At 30.8% G+C, this 24,924-nt stretch carries 19 protein-coding genes; 9 read left to right on the forward strand and 10 right to left on the reverse strand.

What is annotated here, in order from left to right:
- The first annotated feature begins 17 nt into the window (after positions 1–17).
- On the forward strand, positions 18–884 hold the full coding sequence (locus tag B4J88_RS09725; RefSeq protein ID WP_125350348.1) for a hydroxymethylglutaryl-CoA lyase: 867 nt from the start codon (positions 18–20) through the stop codon (positions 882–884).
- A 136-nt stretch (positions 885–1,020) separates the two neighbouring features.
- Positions 1,021–2,391 (forward strand): peptidylprolyl isomerase, encoded by a 1,371-nt coding sequence (locus B4J88_RS09730; RefSeq protein ID WP_291053327.1) that lies wholly within the window; start codon positions 1,021–1,023, stop codon positions 2,389–2,391.
- Positions 2,392–2,450: 59 nt separating this feature from the next.
- Here B4J88_RS09730 and B4J88_RS09735 read toward each other — a convergent pair whose 3' ends face one another.
- The gene (locus B4J88_RS09735; RefSeq protein WP_219034590.1) at positions 2,451–2,993 is read right to left on the reverse strand and encodes a lipocalin family protein; all 543 of its coding nucleotides are present in this window, start codon (positions 2,991–2,993) and stop codon (positions 2,451–2,453) included.
- A 125-nt stretch (positions 2,994–3,118) separates the two neighbouring features.
- Here B4J88_RS09735 and B4J88_RS09740 point away from each other — a divergent pair, with 125 nt between their 5' ends.
- The 4 genes from B4J88_RS09740 to B4J88_RS09755 are packed head-to-tail and all read left to right on the forward strand — an operon-like array spanning position 3,119 to position 5,363.
- A complete protein-coding gene (locus B4J88_RS09740; RefSeq protein ID WP_038331614.1) occupies positions 3,119–3,391 on the forward strand; it encodes a DUF2089 family protein in 273 nt (90 codons plus the stop codon).
- On the forward strand, positions 3,384–3,863 hold the full coding sequence (locus tag B4J88_RS09745; RefSeq protein WP_286495495.1) for a PH domain-containing protein: 480 nt from the start codon (positions 3,384–3,386) through the stop codon (positions 3,861–3,863). Before B4J88_RS09740 ends, B4J88_RS09745 begins: the two co-directional genes overlap by 8 nt.
- On the forward strand, positions 3,844–4,440 hold the full coding sequence (locus B4J88_RS09750) for a hypothetical protein (protein ID WP_291053334.1): 597 nt from the start codon (positions 3,844–3,846) through the stop codon (positions 4,438–4,440). Before B4J88_RS09745 ends, B4J88_RS09750 begins: the two co-directional genes overlap by 20 nt.
- Positions 4,437–5,363, forward strand: coding sequence for an alpha/beta hydrolase (locus B4J88_RS09755; RefSeq protein ID WP_291053337.1), 927 nt, complete (start codon positions 4,437–4,439; stop codon positions 5,361–5,363). Before B4J88_RS09750 ends, B4J88_RS09755 begins: the two co-directional genes overlap by 4 nt.
- Before the next feature lie 373 nt (positions 5,364–5,736).
- Here B4J88_RS09755 and B4J88_RS09760 read toward each other — a convergent pair whose 3' ends face one another.
- From B4J88_RS09760 to lipB, 9 genes are all read right to left on the reverse strand, one after another.
- Positions 5,737–6,588, reverse strand: coding sequence for a carboxylesterase family protein (locus B4J88_RS09760; protein ID WP_219034585.1), 852 nt, complete (start codon positions 6,586–6,588; stop codon positions 5,737–5,739).
- A gap of 103 nt (positions 6,589–6,691) precedes the next feature.
- Entirely contained in the window at positions 6,692–8,146 is a 1,455-nt protein-coding gene (locus tag B4J88_RS09765; RefSeq protein ID WP_219034584.1) for a glycoside hydrolase family 30 protein, read from the reverse strand.
- 5 nt (positions 8,147–8,151) lie between these two features.
- Positions 8,152–8,991, reverse strand: coding sequence for an endonuclease/exonuclease/phosphatase family protein (locus B4J88_RS09770; RefSeq protein ID WP_221855166.1), 840 nt, complete (start codon positions 8,989–8,991; stop codon positions 8,152–8,154).
- Positions 8,992–9,084: 93 nt separating this feature from the next.
- Positions 9,085–11,331, reverse strand: a complete 2,247-nt coding sequence (locus B4J88_RS09775) for a glycoside hydrolase family 3 N-terminal domain-containing protein (RefSeq protein WP_286495498.1) — start codon at positions 11,329–11,331, stop codon at positions 9,085–9,087.
- 10 nt (positions 11,332–11,341) lie between these two features.
- Positions 11,342–12,682: a glucoamylase family protein gene (locus tag B4J88_RS09780; RefSeq protein WP_221855170.1), complete on the reverse strand. Its 1,341-nt coding sequence runs from the start codon at positions 12,680–12,682 to the stop codon at positions 11,342–11,344.
- Positions 12,682–14,115: a RagB/SusD family nutrient uptake outer membrane protein gene (locus B4J88_RS09785; protein WP_286495499.1), complete on the reverse strand. Its 1,434-nt coding sequence runs from the start codon at positions 14,113–14,115 to the stop codon at positions 12,682–12,684. The genes B4J88_RS09780 and B4J88_RS09785 overlap by 1 nt, the downstream gene beginning before the upstream one ends.
- Before the next feature lie 19 nt (positions 14,116–14,134).
- Positions 14,135–17,065 carry a SusC/RagA family TonB-linked outer membrane protein gene (locus tag B4J88_RS09790; protein WP_291067484.1) on the reverse strand — a complete coding sequence of 977 codons (2,931 nt, stop codon included), beginning with the start codon at positions 17,063–17,065 and terminating at the stop codon, positions 14,135–14,137.
- Positions 17,066–17,243: 178 nt separating this feature from the next.
- Complete coding sequence (locus B4J88_RS09795; protein ID WP_291067486.1) at positions 17,244–19,961, reverse strand: helix-turn-helix and ligand-binding sensor domain-containing protein; 2,718 nt, start codon at positions 19,959–19,961, stop codon at positions 17,244–17,246.
- 60 nt (positions 19,962–20,021) lie between these two features.
- Entirely contained in the window at positions 20,022–20,735 is a 714-nt protein-coding gene (gene lipB / locus B4J88_RS09800) for a lipoyl(octanoyl) transferase LipB (RefSeq protein WP_291067488.1), read from the reverse strand.
- 190 nt (positions 20,736–20,925) lie between these two features.
- On the opposite strand from lipB, the gene B4J88_RS09805 reads away from it, so the two are divergent.
- The 3 genes from B4J88_RS09805 to B4J88_RS09815 all read left to right on the forward strand — a co-directional run bounded on the left by B4J88_RS09805 (position 20,926) and on the right by B4J88_RS09815 (position 24,853).
- On the forward strand, positions 20,926–23,094 hold the full coding sequence (locus B4J88_RS09805) for a S46 family peptidase (RefSeq protein ID WP_291067490.1): 2,169 nt from the start codon (positions 20,926–20,928) through the stop codon (positions 23,092–23,094).
- A gap of 145 nt (positions 23,095–23,239) precedes the next feature.
- The gene (locus B4J88_RS09810) at positions 23,240–24,388 is read left to right on the forward strand and encodes an AI-2E family transporter (RefSeq protein ID WP_291046547.1); all 1,149 of its coding nucleotides are present in this window, start codon (positions 23,240–23,242) and stop codon (positions 24,386–24,388) included.
- Between the two features lie 33 nt (positions 24,389–24,421).
- On the forward strand, positions 24,422–24,853 hold the full coding sequence (locus tag B4J88_RS09815) for a hypothetical protein (protein WP_219034573.1): 432 nt from the start codon (positions 24,422–24,424) through the stop codon (positions 24,851–24,853).
- Positions 24,854–24,924: the final 71 nt, after the last annotated feature.

Here is a 24,924-nt window from a genome sequence, read left to right on the forward strand (position 1 = left end):
GCAAATAAACCAAAAAAATGAGTGAGCTAACTTTTAAAATTATTGAATGTCCTCGTGATGCAATGCAAGGACGCAAAGATTTTATTCCAACTGATAAGAAAATCGATTACTTAAATCGTTTATTGACTGTTGGTTTTGAAGCGATAGATTGTGGAAGTTTTGTTTCGCCAAAAGCGATTCCACAGATGGCGGACACAAAAGAAGTTTTAGATAATATTGATAAAACCAATTCAAAATCGAAATTATCTGTTGTTGTTGCCAATAAAAGTGGCGCAATGAAAGCTGCAGAACACGAAAAAGTGGATATTATTGGATTTCCTTTTTCTATTTCAGAGAATTTTCAACAATTCAACACGAATAAAAGTCGTGAAGAAGCGTTTGAAATGGTGAAAGAAATCAACCAAATCTCAAATGATAATGGTAAACATATGTTAATTTATCTTTCGATGGCGTTTGGAAACCCTTATGGAGAAACTTGGAATGAAGAAATCGTAAAAGAATGGTCTAAAAAAATGGCGGATATCGGAATTTCTTCAATCAATCTATCAGATACAATTGGTGTTGCAGACGAAAAAACAATTGTTGATTTGTTCCAAAATTTGATTCCTCATTATCCAGAAATTGAATTTGGCGCACATTTTCATACCGTTTATACCGAATGGCATTCCAAAGTACAAGCCGCTTATGATAATGGTTGTCGTCGTTTTGATGGCGCTATAAAAGGTTTGGGCGGATGTCCAATGTCAAAAAGTGATATGGTCGGAAATATGCCAACCGAGAAATTAATTAGTTTCGCAAATGAGCACAAAGAAAAACATGGTTTGAATCTTTTTGATTTCGAATCTGCTTGGAATGTTTCTTTGCGTACATTTGGCTTAGTTTAATCTTAACAATAAACTAAAAAATCAATTCTTTTGTTAAAGGAAATTAAAATATGTTGGACTTTAACAAAAAAAGTTAAATTTGCTCATCGGTAAGTTTTTTTATCGAGCTTAGAATATTAAAATGAAATTAAAGTATATGAAATTTAAATCGAGTATGATGTTGCTAATTGCAGCATTATTTACGGTAAATACTTTTGCACAAACAGCAAAACCAACACCAAAACGTCTTGCTAAAGTAGATGGTATAGCTGCTGTTGTCGGAGATCAGATTGTTTTAGAGTCTGATGTAGATCGAGATTATTTAATGTCAAAACAACAAGGGATGCAAGTCGAAGACAAATGTGATTTCCTAAATGACATTATGTTAGACAAAATGTTGGTTGATCGTGCAAAACAAGATACTTTAATCAAAGTGACACAAGATGAGGTAACTCGTCAATTAAACAACCAAATCGAAGGTTGGATTGCTCAAGCTGGAGGAGAAAAACAAATTTTAGACTATTTCGGATTCCGTACAATGGCGGAAATGAAAAACGAAACTAAATATATCGTAGAAGATAATATTTATGCACGTAACAAAAGAGAAATGGTTGTAAAAGGTGCTGATGCTACGCCAGAAGAAGTTCGTTTGTTTTTCGAAAAACACCAAGGTGAGTTACCAGACGTAAAAGACGAAGTTTCGATTAGCCATATTGTAACTTATCCTGAAGTTTCGCAAGAAAATCAACAAAAGATTATTGATCAATTAAAAGAAATCAAAAAAGAAATTGAAGAAGGTGCTTCTTTTGCAACGAAAGCAATTTTATATTCAGAAGATCCAGGTTCTGCAAGTAACGGAGGTGAATACAAAAAAGTTTCTCGTGGTAAAATGGTAAAAGAGTTTGATGCGGTGGCGTTTAACTTACAAGAAGGTGAAATTTCTGATCCATTCAAAACTGATTTTGGATATCATATTATTAAGTTAGAAAAACGTCGTGGACAAGAATTAGATTTGCGCCATATCTTGATTACGTTGAAACCAACAGAAGACGAAATAAAAAAGGCTTATAATAAATTAGATTCAATTCGAGTTTTAATTAACGACGGAAAAATGACATTTAAAGATGCTGCATTAAGATTTTCTGATGATAAATACACAAAATTTAACTCAGGAAATATCATGAACCAAAATTCTGGTGACGATCGTTTCGAGAAAATGGCTTTGCCTCTACCAATGTTTACAGCAATTGCAACATTAAATGAAGGAGATATTTCTCAAGTTTTCGAAGATGATTTTGATAACAGAAAAGCTTTAAGAATCTTAAAAATCAATAAATTTTATCCAGAGCATAAAATCAATTATCAAGATGATTACTATAGAATTCAGAAATTTGCGGTTCAAGATAAAGAACGTACATTGTTGATGGATTGGGTAAAACGTCAAGTTGGTGATGCTTACATTAAAATTGGAAAAGAATACCAAAGTTGTAATTTCCCGATCGATTGGGAAAAGAAAAACCAAAAATAATAAAACAAAAAACCTCGAGAAATTCTCGAGGTTTTTTTATGTCTTAAAAATAAATAATCTTATTTCGCAATCGGAACTTGAGAAGGCCAAATTAACTTACTTGGATCAAATCCTACTTTCTTTGCCGAATCAAAAAATCTGTCTTTTACCTTATCCGAAATCTCTTTCTTACGCGATAGAATCCATAACTTTTTATAATCTTCACTTGCAACTAATACATTATTGTAATCTTTATCAAAATCGATTACATATAATTTTTTTGCTAAAATTGGTAAAAACGTTGTCGAGAACAACCCAACATTTTCGATATCTTGTGCTGCAATTCCTTCAATCTTTTCCCACCCTTTTTTCTTCGCATTGTAGCCGCGCACAATCACTTCCAATTGCCCATTTTCTTCGTTCAAATTAAAACGATGCGTCACATTTGTTTGTCCTTTTTGTGCTTTATTTTCCAAACGTGCAATCTCGTACCAACGCCCTAAAAATCCACCTAAATCAAAATTTTGAGCAGGTTTATATTTTACATTTTTCTTATTGTGATTAACGATATATGCTGTTGTCCCTAACGCCAATGCTGCAAGGGCTAATTTCTTAAAATTCATTTTACTAAAACTTAGGTTGCAAATGTATCAATAATATTAAAGTTGAAAAAATATGATTTCAAATTTTGAATTAATTAAACTTTCATTTAACTTTATTAAAATTAATTTTAATATTATTTAACCAAATGAAAAAACTTCCTGTTATATGTCCCAGCTGTGCCGAAGAATTAGCGGTCGAAAAATTAATTTGCAACCATTGCGAAACACAAGTTGTAGGAAACTATGAACTTCCTTTATTTCTGAAACTTACAAATGAAGAACAAGCATTTATTATGCAATTCTTTGTCAACTCAGGAAGTTTAAAAGACATGGCGAAAGAATTTGAAGTCAGCTATCCAACCATGCGAAATAAAGTAGATGATTTGATTAATAAAATAAAAACAATGTCCGATGAATAAAGAATTTTCAGTATCGATGTCGCTATTTTTTAAGGTTACAACTGCTATTTTAATTGTATTATTAATCTTAATTGGAGGAATATTGTTTAAAGAAACAGAAGTATATGTTGCGGTGATTTATGCAATCATTATTTATCCATTGTTTGCGTATTATTATTTAATCTCTTTAAATAAAATTAAAGTTGATTTGAATAATATTTATCTTATTTCAAAAATAAAAACGATAACTATTCCGATAAATGAAATAAAAATTATTACAAGAAAATCTCAAAATAATTTGATAATCGTTGGATGCAGAGGTTTTATGGGTTTGATAGGAAGATCTATGGACAATTATCGATGCAATATAAAAAATCGTACAAAACTTGTTGCTATTGAATTAGAAAATGTAAAATATTTGGTGAGCTGCGATCAGCCAGATGAATTTGTTAACACAATAAATACACTAAAAAATGATAAAGAAACTCCTTAATCCATTTGCATATTTCGATGAAAAAATACTGTTCATTATTGGACTATTTTCGCATTTCCTTTTCACTTATATCGCCAATATTACTGAATCTTTTTTCCCTGATTTTTTAAGCATTAAGAAAAATGGAATTTCTTATTCTTATCTCGATTTGTTGTATCAAAATACGAGAAATTTAGTAATTGCAATCCTCATATTTTACATTTTAGGAAAAATCATCAATAACAGAACACGAATTATAGACATTGTAAACGTTGTTTTAATCTCAAGAATCGCTTATTACATTGTATTCATAACGGATTTTATTCCAATTGTCAACAAAAGTATGGACAAGGTTTTGAAAGGAGTTACAACAAATAATCTCGAAGTTTTGCACGAAGCTCCAACAATGATTGTACTTGTAATTGTAGCTTTTATCGCGATATTTTTCTTGTGTATAATGCTCTATTTTTTATACATAGGTTTCAAAACTGTTACAAACATGAAAAATACAAAACAAGTTTTTGCTTTCATTGCTACCTTGTTATTTATCATTGTTTTAACCACAATATTATCATTATTAATACCACAAAAAATATGAAAAAAGTTTTATTTTTCTTTATACTTATTTGTTCTACAGTTTTTGGTCAATCAAAAAATGATTTCACAGAATCAGATATTCAACTTAACGAAAATCAAGTTAAATTATTTGGAACATTATGTTTACCTCAAAATGCAAAATCTAAAATACCAATTGTTTTATTAATTTCTGGTTCTGGACCAACAGATAGAAATGGAAACAATAATATGATGATTAATAACTCTTTGAAATATTTAGCTCATAGTTTAGCTGAAAAAGGAATTGCATCTATTCGCTATGACAAAAGAGGAATCGGAGAAAGTTCTATTGCTAATTTGGACGAGTCTAAACTTACATTTGATGATTACGTTGAGGACGCAAGGAATTGGATAACTTTCATAAAAAAAGATAAAAGATTTGGTTCTATTTCAATAGCTGGACACAGCGAAGGTTCATTAATTGGAATGCTTGCATCTTCAAAAAATGTCGACAAATTCATCTCGATTTCTGGTGCAGGAGAATCTATTGACCAAATACTTAAAAAACAATTAAATCTACTTCCTGAACAATTAAAAACCGAATCGTATGCTATTATAGATTCTTTGAAAAATGGAAATACTGTAAATAATATTAATCCTAATTTATCTTCATTATTTCGTAAAAGTGTACAACCTTATTTAATTTCTTGGATTAAATATAATCCTGTAAATGAAATCAATAAATTAACTATTCCTTTTTTAGTGATTCAAGGTGATATGGATATTCAAGTTGATACGGAGAACGCTAAAAACCTATCTCCTAAATCTGCTGTTATTATCAAAGGGATGAATCACGTTTTAAAAAATGTTACTTCAAAAGATGATTTATCTTCTTACAACAACCCAGAACTTCCAATAAATATAGAATTAGTAGAAGTCATTTCTAATTTTATCCTCAAAAACTAACTATAAAAGACAAAGCAAATTGCTTTGTCTTTTTATTTAAGAATTAACAAGCTGTTCCTCCTTCAAAATTTATCACTGTAGTTTTTTTTATCAGATTTTCGAGTGATTGTCATTGTTCCATTAGCTAAAACTGAATCAGATTCTACATTTTGTTTAATTATTATTTCTTGATCTACATCAATTTAAAACAATAATTGTATTTCTAAATTTACAATTCTTATTTGTGATTCGTAACAAAGGAGTTTAAAGATTATACAGATTTTTCATAGTATAAAGTTGGTTAGGTTATTTAACAAAGAGCAGAAGAAATTTTGCTCTTTGTTTGTTTTATATTTATAATCATTAAATAATTTATCATGTACTTATATTTTTATTAGTCAACAATTATTCGATTATTTACTTTTTTATTTCCAATTATTGATTGATTAATAAAATTGAAAACTTCGTCTAAATATTGCTTTCTTAATCCAGACCATTCATGTTTTCCTGAATTAGAGAAAATAGCAAAAGATGCCTGACTATATTTTCTATTCAAATCTTCTAAAGTAGCAGAACCATTTAAAGGAAAAAACCCTTGTTGATTATCCAAACAACTTCTGTGTGGCGCATTGTAAGCTGGTACAACATCATCGCTTAAACCATGTACATAAACTGTTGGCAAAACACTCGATTTTGTAACATAACGATTGTCTACAATCGCTCCTGCATAACTTACTAATCCATCAATTTTAACTTGATTGAATTGATTTCCGTACCATAAATCTCTCAAATAATAAGCATTTAGAATAGTCTCCGCTCCTGCACTACTTCCTCCTAAAATTAATTTATTAATCGAGAATTTAAGTTCTTTTGAATTATTTTGAATAAAATTTAGCGCAGTTAAAACATCAAAAGAGGCTTCTTTAAAAATCATCAACTTTTCTTGTTTTGGCAAATCACACCCAAAACCAGCCGAAGAATTTGCCAATAATCTATACGAGATAGAAACAGCTACGAAACCTCTTTCTTGAGCATCTTTCATTCGTTCAATTTCTTCTTTATCCGCTCTTGTTCCTCCTGAAAATCCGCCTCCGTGTACCCAAGCAAATACATTATAGGTTTGATTCTCTTTATAGTTTTTCGGATAATAAATATCAAATGCTAAATTATTTTTTTTATCATATACTATCGTTTTCTGCGCATATGTATAACTTATCATTAAAAATAAGGCAACTAAATATTTCATTTTCTTCTATTTTAAATAAAAATTGCTTGACTTTAACTTCTTACGTTGTCAATTTGTCAAGCAATTTACTATAAATAATTTTCCCTTTAATTATTCTATTTTTTTACGAAATAATGATTGTGCTAATCGAATGTTCTTGCGAATTCACCTCAACAGCTTCTCCTTCTATCCATAAATTATATTGATAAGGTTTATCTGTTTGATTCATCACAACCACCACAACTTTTCCGTCTTTGTTTACAAAAGAAGTCGTCATTAAATCTGAACGATTAGACGATGCTGCAATTCTTTGCGCACCTGGACGAATAAATTTTGAGAATTGACCAATGTAGTAAAACGAATTTGTATACGTAACTTGTCCATTTCTAGTATCACCATGAATTGGTGCAAAACAGAAATTTCCTACGTGATTTGGTCCTCCTTTTTCATCCAACAAAACATTCCAATCTGTCCAAGCAACTGTTCCGGAGTTAAAATCGTTGATCATATTGTAACCATATTTTTCACCCAATGCCCAATTTCCCATTTGATTGTAATCAAATTGTTCTTTACAACCTTCTGTAAAAATTAGATTAACATTCGGGAAAGCTTCGTGAGTTAACGCTACATTATTGAATAAATTCACGCTTCCGTTCCATGTTTCGTACCAGTGAAAACCAACTCCCCAAACATATTTAGCAGCTTCAGGATCATTCAAAATAGTTGAAGCACGCTGGTAAATTAAATCACGGTTATGATCCCACACAATAATTTTTTTGTCTTTTAATCCTTTTTGGTGAAAAGTCGGACCTAAATTATTTTTCAAGAAATCACGTTCTTCTTCAGCTGTATAAATACACGATTCCCATGTTTGCGTTGCCATTGGTTCGTTCTGAATAGAAACTCCCCAAATTGGTAAACCAATTTTCTCATAATTCTCGATAAATTTCACAAAATAGTTAGCCCAAGTTTGGTAATATTCAGGTTTCAAAGAACCTCCTTTTAACATACTGTTATTCGTTTTCATCCAAGCTGGCGGACTCCAAGGACTTGCATATAAACGATAAGCATCTTTCATTTCTGCTTTTGCCATTTTAATCATCGGAATTTTATAATTCAAATCATGTGCAATGTCAAAAGTTTTTAACTCATTATCATTATCTTTTACATACGTGTAACTATCGCTCGAAAAATCACTCGAATTTATTGTTGTTCTAATCAACGAATAACCAATTCCTTCTTTTTCGCTATAATAAGCTTTGATAATTTCTTGTTGCGCTTTCTTTGGCAATTTTGCTAAAACTTCTGCTGAAGCATCTGTGATAGCTCCTCCAATTCCTTCAAATTTTTGGAATTTACGTTTTGGATCAATAAAAATTGCAATATCTGTTTCTTTTGGTTGTGGAAACTTTTTTACAGCTAACTTATCTGTCCATTTTGCGATACGTTGATTCGTATTTTTAGCAGTTGTATATATTTCGATTTTCTTGTTCGAAAGTTTAAAATCTTGCGCATTTACGGCAAAATAATTTAACAATAAAGCTGCAATAAGAGGATATTTCAAATGTGATTTTGTCATAATTATTATTGAATTAAAAATTTGGCTAAAATTGGTAAATGATCTGATGGATATTTGAAATCGTAGAAATCATCAATCGTATTGAAACTTTTACACGTTACTTTTGAATTCTTTTTGTAAAAAATGTAATCTAAAATTTCTGTTCCTTTTACATTGAATTTAAAATCTTCCCATGTAAAATCTGGTCCATAAACCATTTGCGCATTTAGACGAGTATCTAAATATTTGTTTTGAATATATTTAACAGATTCATCGTTTTGATTCATATTAAAATCTCCCATAAAAAATGCTGGAACGTTTTTCTTTTCAGTTAACTTTTGAATTAAATTATCAATCATTTCTAACGATTTTTGACGCGCAATTTTTCCATCATTATCAAAATGTGTATTGATTATCCAAAATGTATTTTTCGTTTTTTTATCTTGAAATAATCCGTAAGTGATAATTCTATAATAAGAAGCATCCCAACCTTTCGACATTTTTTCTGGCGTTTCTGATAACCAAAAAGTATGTTGTTCTAAAACTTTATATTGATCTTTTTTGTAGAAAATAGCAGAATATTCAGCATTTTTATCATCATTTCGAGGAGATCCAATAAAATCTAAACTCGAATTATTTTGTTTGATAAAATCTAACTGAGGAACTTGCGCTTCTTGTACACCAACAAAATCAGCATCATAATACTTGATTAAATCAACCAATTTTTGTTTGCGAATATTCCAATGATTTGCGCCATCATCAACAGACGCTAATCTAATATTGTAAGACATAATTGATAAATTTTGTTGTGCAAAACCTATCATTGTCATGATTAAAACTAAACTTAAACTAATATATTTTTTCATGTGTGTGATGTTAAAAAATTCCAAGTAAGCACAACAATACTTACTTGGATGAGAAATAAATTAAATTTCTAACTAAAACTATAAATGAGGAATTTAATCAACTAAAGTAAAACTTGTTTTAAGCGTTGCGTCTGAATTTCCTCCAACAAAAATGTCGAAATCTCCAGCTTCAGCAACATAATTCATATTGATATCGTGGAATTTTAAATATTCTGGAGTTAATGTAAACGTAATTGTTTTTGTTTCTCCTTTCTTAATCATCACTTTATCAAAACCTTTCAATTCTCGAACTGGACGCGTCACACTTCCTACTAAATCGCGAACATATAATTGTACTACTTCTTCTCCATCGTAGTTTCCTGTATTTTTAACATTTACAGTGACTTTGATTTCATCTTTTCCATTCCTCATCGTTGATTTGTTCAACTTTAAGTTACTATAATCAAACGTTGTATAACTTAAACCATAACCAAATGGATATAAAGGCGAATTCGGAGAATCTGTATAACGAGATTTATATTTTTGCTCCGCATCACTCGCTCCTAAATAAGGTCTACCTGTATTTTTTTGATTGTAATGAATTGGAATTTGACCTACAGAACGAGGAAATGTCATCGGTGTTTTGGCCGAAGGATTGTATTTTCCATACAACACATCTGTAATCGCTAAACCTCCCATTGTTCCTGGATACCATGCGTATAAAATTGCATCCATATTATCATTTTCCCACGAAATTGTCATTGGACGACCAGCCATTAAAACTAAAACAATTGGCTTACCAAGTTTCTTTAATTCTTTTAATAATTCTTTCTGATTTCCTGGTAAATCTATATTTGTTTGAGAAGCAGCTTCACCTGTTTGATTCTCGTTTTCTCCCATAACCGCAACAATTACATCCGAGTTTTTCGCTAAATTAATTGCTTCTTGAAAACCATCAGTTTTAGACGAATTAAGTTCTGTTCCTTGTGCGTAAGTAATTTTTGCATTTTTACCTAAAACATCGTTCAAACCTTCCCAAACAGACCACGCTTTTCCGTATCGATCTCCACGTGCAGCCCAGTTTCCGATGATGTTTTTTTCATCTTTAACTAAAGGTCCAATTACCGCAACTTTTTGAGATTCTTTTAATGGTAAAATTTGTTTATCATTCTTTAATAAAACCATTGATTTACGCGCAACATCACGAGCTTCATTTAAAAACTCTTGTTTCATTACCGTTTCTTTCTCTCGTTTTGCATTTGAATAACGATATGGATCTTCGAAAAGACCTAAATCATATTTAGCTTCTAAAATTCTACGAACCGCAGTATCAATCACATCTTGTTTTACTTTTCCTTCTTTTACCAATTTTGATAAATGATTAAGAAAAGCACCACTCATCATATCCATTTCAATTCCTGCTTCAACCGATTTTAGAGTTGCTTCTTCCAAATCTTTTGCAATTCCATGAGGAACTAATTCCTGAATCGCCGTATAATCTGTTACAACAAACCCTTTATAATTCCACTCTTTACGCAAAATTTGATCGTACAAATATTTACTTGCTGTAGAAGGAACTCCTCCAATTTCGTTGAAAGACGTCATGAAAGATCCAGCACCTGCATCAACAGTCGCTTTGAAAGGCGGCAAAATATAATCTCTTAAGAAACGATCAGAAATTTCTACCGAACCATAATCGCGACCAGCCTGCGCTAAAGCATATCCTGCAAAGTGTTTTGTACACGCTAAAACGGTATTTAAATCATATAAACTTTTACCTTGAAAACCATTAACACGCGCTATTGCAATTTTACTTCCTAAGAAAGTATCTTCACCTGCACCTTCAGAAACACGTCCCCAACGAGGATCAAAACCGATATCAACCATCGGAGCAAAAGTCCAATGAACTCCGCCAGCAGCTGTTTCTTCAGCAGCAATTCGAGCCGATTTTTCAATTGCTTTTAAATCCCAAGAAGAAGCTTCACCAAGTGGAATTGGAAAAATAGTTTCATAACCATGAATTACATCGTATCCAAAAATTAATGGAATTCCAAGACGTGTTTCTTCAACAGCAATTTTTTGTAATTTTTTGGTAATATCTGTTGTCGTAGCGTTAAATACAGACCCCATCATACCTTGTTTCGTGTATTTTATATAATTTTTATCAATTGCAGAGCCTGTAACATCACCTCCATCATAGGTATATTGTACCATCTGACCCACTTTGTCATCAATCGTCATTTGACTCATCACATAATCAATAAACTCTGATTTCGATTTCGATTTATCAAACTTTATTTTTTGCGCATAAGTATTGAATGCTAATCCTAAGAAAGCAATTGAATAAATTAGTTTTTTCATTTTTTTGATTTTAATTCGAGGCTGTTGTTTTGAATTTCAATTTGTCTAAACCTCTTTGTACATCTTCATTTTGCATAAACAATTTCCACAATAATCCAGAGCGATAATTCTCTATCATTGGTGTAATTGTTCCTTGATCTATCGCCAAATATTTCGTAATCACTCGATCATTTTTTACATCAACCGCATCATACGGACCTGCTACTCCAATCAAGCTTTTGTTTTGTTTTTCGTAAATAAACTTCAAGAAATCCATAGATTCTTTCGGTGCATATGGGAAAGACGATAACGCAGCTGTAGGCGTAATTACATTATTGTCATTTAATGGAGAGTGTGCTGTATAACCTTCTGTTCCATCTCGATTGAAGGTATAACTTGCCGTTAATCCCCACATATTTTTTTTGTACTTCTTGAAACTTTCCGTTTTTTGTTGATTGTAGATGTAATGAATCTTTGCTTGATTTTTCACTACTTTTCCATAATCAATACCAATTCCATCTATTAAATTGTTCGGATTAAGTCCAATAAATGAATATTGTGCCCAAAATAAAGGTCCAACATTTTTATTAGCTCCGTTATGCTTTACAATCAATGGAACTCCGTATGCAGAATCATTTGATTTTATATCACCATTTCTCGTCCAACCATTGTAATAAACTTCTGAATTGATAGAATGTTTTGGAGAAGCCGCAGCAATAACATACGTAATCATGGTTTCATCAAATCCTTTTAAAGGAAAATTGATTTTCCATTCGTAATTTGGAGACCAATGCCAGTACAACACATTTTCTCCTCGTGTATAAAAATTGAAATCGATTTCTTTCCAAAGTTGATCAGCTAATTGCGAAATCTCTATTTCTTTCTCATTTTTAGAATCTTTGAAATACTCTTTCAAACAAATTAAACCCTGAGCAAGAAATGCAGTTTCTACCAAATCACCTCCGTTATCGTATGTACTAAAAGCTTTTACTTTTCCTGTTTCGCCATTTAACCAATGTGGCCAAGCTCCATGAAAACGATTTGCATTTTGTAAAAATTTCAATCCTGTTAAAATTCGTTCAGTTGCTTCTTTTCTTGGAATAAATTCGCGATCAATACCAACAATTAAACTCATTAATCCAAATCCTGTTCCTCCTGTTGTAATGATATTTGAATCATTTTCTGGATAAAAACCATCAGGATGAAAACGTTCACGAGCTAATTTTGAATGAGGTTCAGCGTAATCCCAAAAATATTGAATCGTCTGTTTTTGAACTTTATCTAACAGCTTATTTTCTTGTTTTGTTTGAGCAAAAGCACTTGCGCCACATAAAAAAGCGCAAGTAACTATTGTTTTATTTAATTTAATCATTACCAACCTGGGTTTTGAGTCATTGTTGGAGTTTGAATAATTTGTCCATTTGGAATTGGGAACAATTCATGTTTTCCAGTAACGAAAGTTTTACCATTTTTCGCCATCATCTCTTTTGCTTGACCAGTACGAACTAAATCAAACCAACGATCATGCTCAAATGCTAACTCCAAACGTCTTTCATTCCAAATTTTTAATCGTAATTGATCTTTAGACATACTTGCTATTGGAGCTAATTTTACACGTGTTCTAACACGATTAAGAGGTGTTAAAGCATCTTGCCCAATTTCATTTGCTGCTTCAGCTTGAATTAATAAAACTTCAGAAAAACGAATTACACGAATGTTTTTGTCTCCATCCGCAGAACCAAGATTCGCACTTGAATACGCTTTTTCGTTATACATCGGGTTTTCTACAGAAGTTGGAACTAAACGACCGTCATATAAAGTTTCACCTCTAAAAATGATTGTTGCATCACGACGAATAGCATCTCCTTCAGCATTAAAAGCATCTAATAAATTTTGAGAAGGAACATTGAATCCCCATCCCCAACCTCCAGTACCACGAGCTCCTTGAGTTTCTGAATATTGTTGAACGCCATGCGCAACAGCATCTCCACGAGCTTGGATTTCAAATAAAGACTCTTTACCATTCTCAGTTTCTTTTCTCCAAGTTGTTGCGTAATCACTTTCTAAATCATAAATACCAGAATTAACAACGGTTGTAGCCATATCGTACGCTTGTTGATTTTTTCCTTGGTATAAATATACCTTTGCCAATAAAGCTTGAGCAGCTCCTTTTGTTGCACGTCCTAAATCTTTTGCAGCATATTCATTTTTAGTAGGAAGTTTTGATATTGCATCTAATAAATCTGCTTCAATGTATGCATAAACTTCTGCTTTTGGTTTACGTACTGAATAAGACGCCGGAACATCTAACTCCTGTATCACAGTATCTCCAAACATACGAACCAAATAGAAATAAGAAACAGCTCTCAAAAATTTTGCTTCCCCAATTAATCTATTTTTTTCTGCATCTGTGATTGATGATTCTGTCGTATATTTTATAGAATATGACGCTCTACCAATTGTTTTATAAAAACGTTTCCACATAGCTTCGATAGAACCAGTTGTAGAACTATGTAATAATTCGTCTAAATCTCTTTTATCTCCACCATTATCTGTAGAGGAACTTCCTTTATCTGCATTATCAGAAATCATTTCAGTAACTCCTAACCAAGAGAATGCATAATCCCAATCTGTAAACATTCCGTAAATACCATTCACATATTTTTCTGGAGATTGAGAAGCTTGATCATCAATAGCTATATTTTCTTGAGAATCTACATTCAAAAAATCACTTGTACATGAACTTAATGTTCCGATTGAAAGAATAGAAGCTAATGTTACTATTTTAAATATATTTTTTTTCATTTTTTTAAAATTTTCTAGATTAGAATTCTACGTTTAATCCAACTAAAAATGTTCTAACATTTGGATATGCAGAGAAATCCATACCTGTCGTTCCATAAGGACTTCCATCATAACGTTTTCCTTTTACATTATCTAAAGTTAATTCCGGTGTAAATCCTGAATACTTCGTAATCATGAATACATTTTGTGCACTAACATATAATCTTAGGTTTCTGATAAAATCAATTTTATCTCTAAAATTATATCCTATTGTCATGTTACTTAATTTGAAATAATTACCTTTTTCTAAATAGTAAGAAGAAGCAACTTGATCACGCTCCGCTCCTGGATGAGAATTTGTACTACCAGCTCCTGTCCAACGATCGTTAAACATATCAACTGTTATATTTTCCCCTCCTAAACGTGTATTTTTGATACCATTGTAAATCTTGTTACCTCCAGCTCCGTAACCGCTAATCGTTAAATCGAAATTTTTATATTCTAAACTAACATTGATTCCGTAGTTATATTTTGGAATATATGATCCCATGAATTTTTTATCACGATCATCAATAACTCCATCTCCATTTTGGTCTTTGTAGCGTAAATGTCCTGGACGAGCACTTGATAAATGAGCATTGCTATTTATTTCATCTTGTGTTTGCCAAACACCTTCTACTTCATATAACCAGAAAGAACCAAGTGGTTGACCAGCTTCTAAACGTTTTGCAATTTGTCCATTTCCTAAAGAACCTCCTGTCATTCCAGAATATCCTTCTTTCACAGACTTCACTTCATTTTCATTGTAGTTAAAGTTACCACCTATCGAATATCTAAATCCTCCAGCTGTTTCATTACGATAATTCAAAGCAATTTCAAAACCTTGATTTACTACTTTTGCAACATGGTCATAAAAATCTTTTTCATAAGGAGACGATCCTATTTGTTTAATATTTAAGATGGCATTTTTCGTGGTCTTGTTGTAGTAATCTAAACTTCCTGATAATTTACCTTTCAATAACTCGAAATCTAGACCAGCACTCCATTCATCTACAATTTCCCATGAAATATCATAAGCTGGAGATCCGATATAAGCTCCATAAATTAAATCTTGACCTGGTCCAAAAACATAATTCGCATTATCACTACCTGTTGAAGTAGAAATTGTTGTATAATTGTATGGCACATCTGCATTACCTAAGCGTCCCCAACCTCCGCGAAGTTTTAAGAAAGAAATTACATTACTATCTTTTAAGAACTCTTCGTTAGAAATATTCCAAGCAGCAGAAACTGATGGGAAAGTTCCCCAATATTTTTCGTTTTGTTTAAATTGACTTGAGCCATCTCTACGAATAATTCCAGAAACGTAGTATTTATTTGCGTAATTATATTGTAAACGCGCAAAATAAGAAGCATAAGCAATTGGAGTGTAATTATTTTGATCCATTGCAGCCTTGTATTGTCCAGAAGCATGATGAGCTGACCAATATTGTTTTTTATCAGGAACATCATATACTGTGATATCTGAATATTGACCAATACCCATTTTTTCAGCAGAAACTCCCGCAACAACATTGAACGAATGATCTCCAAATTTGCGATCAAATGTTACAAAATTTTCCCATGACCATCTAAATGTTTCTACATTACTTAGATTTAGAGAGTTATTCATATAAGTTGAACTTGCTGGATTTTTCGCTTTTAAATCTTCAAATTCAGCAGCAGTTCTAATTGGATTACCTGCAATCCATCTTTCTTTAATTGGATTAAATTCTCTGTATTTGTACCAATATTTTGTTCCTCCAGCACGAGAAGTTACAGTTAAACCTTTTGCTAATTTTAGTTCAGCTTCAATATTTCCTTGAAGCGTAGTAGAATTAGCTTTTTGATTATCATAGAATAAAGTAGACATTGGATTACCATGAGAGTTCAAATTACTTGTCACCTCTCCTGGTTTTGCAACGTATGTTACTTCTCCTGTAGTTGTATTAAAAATAGGTAAACCCCATCTTCCGTTATCATATTTTACAGGAACTAATGGTGACTGACGGTAAGCTGTATCAAATGCTCCATATGGTTTAGGAACTTCTCTAGAAAATGTAGCGCTAACGTTTTGTTTAATCTTTAAAACTCCATCAAACAATTTGTAATCGTTGTTACTACGAACAGTTGTTCTTTTGAAGTTATTTCCTTCTAAAATTCCTTTCTCTTCGAAATTATTAATACTGAACATGTAATTAATATTTTCTCCAGCACCAGCCAACGAAACATTATTACTAACTAACTGTCCTGTGGTTAACATTTCATCAAACCAATTCGTGTTATATTGTTGATTTGTAGAAATCAAAGAACCTCCTGTTGCTTTTCTTTGCTCGTTAAAATAAGTTATGTACTGATTAGCATCAGCCATATCTACCATATTCATAGTATTTCTTACTCCAATATATGAATCATAGTTAACTCTTATCTTTCCTGTTTTACCACGTTTAGTTGTTACAACAACAACACCGTTTGCACCACGAACTCCATAAATAGCTGAAGATCCTGCATCTTTTAAAACATCAATTTTTTCAATGTCATTTGGATTAATATTATTAATATTTGGAACAATTAACCCATCCACAACATACAAAGGAGCTTTACCTCCCAAAGCTGTACCCATTCCACGAACCAAAACAGTTGGTGTACCTCCTGGAGTATCCGTATTAATAATATTAACACCAGCTAATTTACCCTGCAAAGACTGCATGGCAGTTGTACTTGCAATTTGCGTAATGTCTTTAGCATTAGCTGATGAAACAGCTGATGTAAGATCTGATTTCTTAACAGTACCATATCCAACCACAACGGCTTGATCTAGTATAATAGAATCACTTTCAAAAGGATCTCCTATCTGTATAGAATCGTTAGTAACTTGGGCATTTACACAGAAAGACCCGAGAATAAATAATGGAAGAAAATATTTTTTCATTCTATTTCAATAAATGGTTATTTCAAAAATAGAATGTTTTAACACTTGATTAACAAGTAATAATTTTAGTTAGAATAATTTTCTAAAAAAATAAAATATACTACATTAAATATCAATCAATTATGTAATATTGTATTTACAATATGATGTAGTTATGATGTAATTTATTTTCCGATATTTAAAAATTAATCATATATTTATTTAGGTTTATTTCAGAAGGAATTTGCATTTTTTTGCGTAATCTATATCGTTGTAGTTCTACCGATCGATAATTAAGGTGCATTAAAGGAGCAATCTCTTTGGTTGATAAATTCATTCGAAGGAAAACACACAATTTTAAGTCTTTTGCCGTTAAATTAGAATATTTCTCAGCTAATCTCTTAATAAAATCTTGGTGAATTTCCTGAATATTTAATTCGAAATTTTGCCATTCATTTCTGTTGTAACTATATTCCGAAAACGTTTTCTCAAATTTCTTTTTTAACTTTTTATTGATTTCATTCATTTCCAATTGAGAAAACAATTGATTAATTTCTAAGATCATAGCACGTTGATTAGCTAATTTCAAAGCTTGTCCAGCCAATTCTGTAGATTTCGTTTGTAAAGAAGTTTCTAAATGTTGTTTTTCTTTATTATGATTCAATTCTTTTAACTCTTGTTGATGTTTCATTTCCATCAAATTCAATTCATATTCAAATTGCTTTTGTTTAATTCTGAAACTTTGTTTCAACTTCATTCTGTTATATTTATAAATAGCCAAAATCGATCCAACAATTAATAAAATATAAAATAATATCATCAAATTTGATAAATACCAAATCTTCTTAACCCGAAAATCAAAATGATTCAACTCCACAAAATTTCCATCTTTTAGAGCATAAATAGACAATTGATATGATCCACTTTCTAATTGTTTATAATTAATTATAGGCTGATTAAGTGGTTGAATTTTAGAGTTATTTAATTGATAATACAATTGATAATTTGCAAAATCATCATTCAAAATTGAAACATAAAAATCTATATAATTATTTGAATACTCAATATTAGGTTCATTATTCAAAACCGTTTGATTGATTTTTGCTTTAATTTTTACCTTTGGTAATTCGCGACGTATAGATTTTAAATCATATTTCAATAATCCGTTTTCGAGGTTAATGTATAAAAACTGATCGTTGATTTTAGCCGTTAAATTGTCATCAACTAATTTTCCATCATACAATTTTTTTGGAATTAAATAATGAATCAATTTATTCTGTTCCACTTTAGAATAATACAGAATATTATCCGCTTCAACTAAATAGCGATTCTCCTTTAAATAACGAATTCGATTAATATTCTTTAATTTCGAATCTAAATTCTCGTCAGAAAATAAGTTTTTATTTATATCATAACGGACTAAATGTTGATCGTCAATCAATACAAAAACCTTATTATCTTCGAGAATAGTTTGCGGATTAACTAATTTTTTATGTTGGTAAAATATCTCCTTTCCTGTTCTATTTTTGAGATCAAATAAATATAAACCACCATTTTTTCCTGTTCCTAAAATTTTATTTTCAACAATAATAAAATCAATAATTGGAATAGTTAAACTGGAAACTTTAGTAGATTCTTCATGAGAACCTTGTATATATTCATTGATTCCTGTAAAAGATGATTGATATAATTTATTTCCATATTTGATCAATTTAAAACCTCCATTTGTAGAAGAAATCTTATTCAATAATCCTGAATAAATGTAAGTTCCCCAACTATCCGAAACATAAATTGTATTATCAATATTTGTTACATTCCAAATTAAACCTTTTTCGAGAACTGAATTTGTTTGGTTTAGAGTATTCGAATAATTATAAAATCCGTGATTTGTTCCCAACAAAATATTGTCTTTGTAAAAATCGAACGAAAAAACATTTCCTAAATGACCATTGTAATCATATAATAGTTGAGTTTTGTTTTTCAATTCTATTTTCGAAATACCTTTGTCTGTTCCAAGCCAAGCATTTCCTTTAGAATCTATTCTTATATTTTGGATTGTATTACTGATTAACCCAGAGTTTTGATTGTAATTTTTGTAAGAATTAGTTTTTAAATCATATACATAAATCCCATTATTTGATGTTCCAATGATTAATTTATCTTCTAATCGAATCATTTTTAACACTAAATAATTCTTTAGCATTTTATTGAATTCCACATTGAACTCTTGTAAACCAGCTGTTTTGTTGTACTTAAAAATTCCTTCTGTTAGTGTACCAATTAAATAGTCATTATCATATTTTTCTATTCCATGAATGACAATTGATTTACCTTTTTCAATTTCAAATAACGGCTCAAAATGTCCATTATTAAATTCGAAAATACCTTTAGAAATAGTGGCTACTAACATTTTACCCTTCACCAGATAAACGTAAGAGGAAAGCGCAGGTAATTTATATCGTTTAACCGTTTTACCATCAAATTGAAAAAGGTAATTGAACGATTGAAAATAAATAGAACGATTATGATAAAATATTTTCCAGATTTCTTCTTGTTCTAACCCTTCAAAACTTTTGAATTTATCTGAAATTGAAATATAAACTTTCTTTCCTTCAATCGTTTTCCAATATCCAAAATTGTTTAATGCACCTGAATACAATACATTATTCATTGTAAAAACAGAACGTATGATTGTTAAGCTATTTGGCGAATATTTTTCCCAAAAATTACCGTCATATTCTAAGATATTTCGATTGTTCGCAAAATATACTTTTCCTTGCTTTTTATTTTCTGTAATATCCCAAATAGGCGATTCGCCCAAATATTCGCTTTTAGAGTAATTCGAAATAATTGGCGCAAACGATTGAGATTTGCTATAAGTGGAAACAAGTAAAAATAGAATAAATAAGCTTCTCATTGTGCAATAAAAAAGACCGTAAAAACGGTCCTTAAAAATAGATTATATTTCTGAATTATCTTATTTAAATTCGACATCAAAAACTTCAGCAAAATGTTTCTTCGTAAACGCTTTTACTTCTTTCATATCTACCTGATGTCCAAGTTCTCTTTCTAATGAAGCTACAGCTTTATCCTGAATTCCGCATGGAACAATGTATTCAAAATAACGCAAATCTGTATTCACATTTAGCGCAAAACCATGCATCGTTACCCAACGTGAAGCCTTAACACCCATTGCACAAATTTTTCGAGCAAAAGGTCGACCAACATCCAACCAAACACCAGTTTCTCCTGGAGAACGCTCACCTTTTAATCCATATTCGGCAATAGTTTTGATAATCACTTCTTCTAAATTGCGCATATACAAATGAATATCTGGCTTGAAAGTATCCAAATCAATAATAGGATAACCAACTAATTGTTGCGGTCCATGATACGTTATATCTCCACCACGATTGGTTTTCACAAAAGTTGCATTTATTTCGTTTAATTTATCACTCGAAGCTAACATATTCTCTAAATGTCCACTTTTTCCAAGTGTATAAACATGCGGATGTTCTACAAAAAGTAAATGATTTTTGGTATTTTTAAAATCTGAACTTCCCTCCTTTTCTTGCGCTCTATTATATTGTTTTACGGCTATATTTTCTGCTAAAAGACTTTCTTGATAATCCCAAATTTCTTGGTAATCTCTGTTAATTCCTAAATCTTGGAATTCGACAATTTGTTTCATTTTACAATGTGTTTCGAATGTCAAATTTACGAATTTTTAAAAGAAATTAATCCTCTAATTTTACTGTGAAATTATTTAATTCAGGCTCATTTAGTAGTAATAATGGTTTTGAGCAATTCATTAACGATTGAATAAAAATCTTTATCTTTGGAATTCTTAGAAATCGGTAGAATAAAATAATCAAATAAAAATGAAGAAACTATTCGTTAAAGGATCTATTTTAATGGCTTTGTTTGCAAACTTTAGTGTTTTTGCTCAACAAGGTGGAGGAATGTGGATTCCGACAGAATTGAATGAAAAGGAAATGAAAGACATGGGATTGAAAATCTCATCAAAAGACATTTTCAGTACTGGAGATAAAAGCATCAACAATGCAGTTGCGCACTTTGGTGGCGGTTGTACGTCAGAAGTTATTTCTCCAAATGGTTTATTATTAACTAATCATCACTGTGGTTATGGAGAAATCCAAGCACATTCATCTTTAGAAAATGATTATTTAACAGATGGTTTTTGGGCTAAAGAGCTGAAAGACGAATTACCAAACGAAGGTTTAACAGCGACTTTTATTGTAGACATTAAAGATGTAACTACAGCCATTTTAGCTGGTGTTAATGATAATATGTCGGAGGAAGATCGTAACAAAATCATCAAGAAAAATATTGAAGATTTTAATGCAAAAACTAAGACAGAAGCTTATCGTTCAGTATTTATTAAGCCTTTTTACAAAGGAAATAAATATTACCAATTTACGACAGAAACATACAAAGATGTTCGTTTAGTTGGTGCGCCACCTTCTGCAATTGGGAAATACGGAAATGACACAGATAACTGGGTTTGGCCACGTCATACAGGAGATTTTTCGATGTTTAGAATTTATGCAGACAAAAATAACAAACCTGCAGATTATTCTCCAGAAAACGTTCCTTACAAGCCAAAACATTTCTTACCAATTAATATTTCAGGAATTAGCGAGGACGATTTCACGTTTGTATATGGTTTCCCAGGTACGACGGACGAATATTTACCAGCTTCTTCTATCCAGCAAATAAAAGATGTGATTGATCCTGCGCGTATCAATGTGCGTACAATTGCATTATCTCATATCGATAAAAAAATGCGTGAAGACGATGCAACTCGTATCGCTTATGCATCTAAACAAGCGCGTATTTCGAATGCACACAAAAAATGGATTGGTGAAGTTTTAGGATTAAACCGTTCAAAAGCTGTAGAAAAACGTCAACAATACGAGCAAGAATTCATGAATCGTATTGCGAAAAATCCAAAATTAAAAGGTGAATATTCGAATATTATTTCTGAATTAAATCAAGTTAATAAAGCAAATCAAGATTACAATTTAGCGTACACAATGTATTCTGAAACGTTTTTCTCAAATTCAGAAACATTCAGAATGGCGTTAACATTGAACAATATTTTGAATGCGGTTGGACAAAAAAATTATGCTGAAACTAAAGCAAAAGCGTTGAATACTGTTGCGTCTATGCACAAGGATTATAATCCTGAATTAGACAAAACTATTTCTTCTGATTTGGCAGATAATTATTTTAAAGTTGTTCCTCAAAATTTATTGCCAAATACAACTGCTACAAATATCAAAACAGCTTTAGGAAATTCGGTAATCAACGGAACGAAAAAAATTAACGGACAATCTGTTTTAGGAAATATCAAAGCGTTAGCTGAAAATGATGCTGAGTTTATCAAGGCTTTAAAAGACGATGCTTTAATTGCTCAAATTCGTTTGGTTTTAGATGCAAATCAAACTAAAGTTACACCTACATATTTAGCGAATCAAGATAAAATCAACAAGTTGATGCGTACGTATATGAAAGCGCAAATGGATGTTTTTACAGACAAAAAAATCTTCCCAGATGCAAATTCTACTTTACGTGTAACTTACGGAAAAGTTGATGGTTACCAACCTCGCGATGCGGTTTATTACGAGCCTGTCACACACATGGAAGGTGTCATGGAAAAATATATTCCGGGAGATTATGAGTATGATTTACCAAAACAAATGTTGAGTTTATATGACAAAAAAGATTATGGAAAATACGCCGATAAAAACGGAAAATTACCTGTAAACTTTATTGCAACAAACCATACAACTGGTGGTAATTCTGGTTCTCCTGCATTGAATGCAAAAGGAGAATTAATCGGATTGAATTTTGACCGTGTTTGGGAAGGAACAATGTCAGATTTAAATTATGATCCAGAGATTTGTCGTAATATTATGGTGGACTCTCGTTATATTTTGTGGGTAGTTGACAAGTATGCTAATGCGCAACGTTTGATTGATGAAATGACTATCGTTGACGAAAGCAAAAATGCAAAGAAAAAATAATATTTTTCACTATATTCTGAAAACCACGTTTTTATAACGTGGTTTTTTTATTGAAATAAACGTAAGATTCAAATAAAGTCTTAAGAAATAAAACTATATTTATACAACTTATCTAAAAAATTGTCAAAATAAAACACTCATAATTATGGAAGTCATTAGAAAATGGCCTTTTTATTTAAAACTAACTTGCACATTATTGTCAATCATTTGTTTAACATTTATTTCAATAATAGGTAAAGGAATTTTAGTTCCATTAATATTAGGCTTCTTAATTTCAATATTATTAGCACCCGTTTGTTCATTTTTCGAAAGATATTTACGCATTCCACGTGTTATTTCAAGTATCATTACCACCTTGCTTTTTGCAGCATTTATCTTAGGAATTTTCTATTTGATTGCTATACAAATGGCTGAAATAGCAAATGAATGGCCTACGTTTCAGAAACAAATCATAGAAGCATTTATGAATTTGCAAGATTGGATTCACCATACCTTTGGTGTTAATTCGCATGCGCAAATGGAATATTTGACAAAGAATGTCAAAACGACTATCGAAACGAGTACAATTGTAATCGAAAAAGTAATTTCTATTGTTTCATCGATGGCTGTTACAGTCTTGTTCACTTTTTTATACATTGTTTTCTTGTTGATTTATCGTCGTCATTTAGTAAAATTCTTATATTACGCATTCAATTCAAATACACACGACCAGGTTTATAACGTCATTACATCTATTCAAAAAATGGTCAAACAATATTTGATTGGCTTATTTTTACAAATGTTAGTCGTATCAATTTTATCTTTTATTGCATTTTCTATCCTTGGACTTAAATACAAATTTGTTTTAGCTATTTTAACTGGTGTTCTAAATGTTGTTCCCTATGTAGGAATTGTTATTTCATTAATTATAACGCTAATAATCACATTTGCCACAATGTCAGCTTCAAAATTGTTCTTTGTTTTAATTGCATTTATTGCAATTCATGCAATTGATGGAAATGTAGTGATGCCAAAAATTGTAGGTTCTAAAGTAAAAATTAATTCTTTGATTGTGATTATTGGATTAGTAATTGGAGAAATGACGTGGGGAATTATGGGCATGCTATTATCGATTCCAATACTTGCGTTGATGAAAATTGTTTTTGATAATGTGACTGAATTAAAACCTTGGGGTTATCTTTTGGGTGATGAAGATTCTACAGAAATTGATGATGATTTAAATACATTTTTAGCCAAAAAGAAAGCTAAAAAATCAAAGAAAAAAACAAAGATGTTGGACGAGAATTTGGAATAGTCTGATTTCTATTTTACATAATTATCGCTATTTATGAAATATAATTTATTGTTCATTTTTAGTTTATTGATTTTCAGTATTTCTTGCGAAAAGAAGTTAGAAAAAGAAGTAAATAAAAAATATATGTATAATACGATGTCAATTGATGATAGAAATTTATCTATAAGAATTTATGATTACTCTGATTCAATAGAATTTATAACATGGAAGAATATCAATGATTACACAACAAAATCATTCAAAATTTCTAAGAACGATAAAAAAGCATTGGAAGAGAATATTTATAAAATAGTTACAACTCCATATGAAAATGAAATATTTTGCACAGACTATGTGGGGAAAATAAATATTAGTATGTCCAATCATAATAGCACTTATTCTATTAATCTAAATTCTGTTTGTGATTGGAAAACATTTAATGAAGAAACTAAGAATATTTCTAAAATAATAGATCGTTATAAATAAAATTTTATTTTATCAAATAGGATGAGAAACTGAAATAAATTCAGTTTGACAGACACTATCCCACGAAGTGT

Origin of the sequence: Empedobacter sp. UBA5036, assembly GCF_002415215.1 — a bacterium.
Taxonomy (GTDB): domain Bacteria; phylum Bacteroidota; class Bacteroidia; order Flavobacteriales; family Weeksellaceae; genus Empedobacter; species Empedobacter falsenii_B.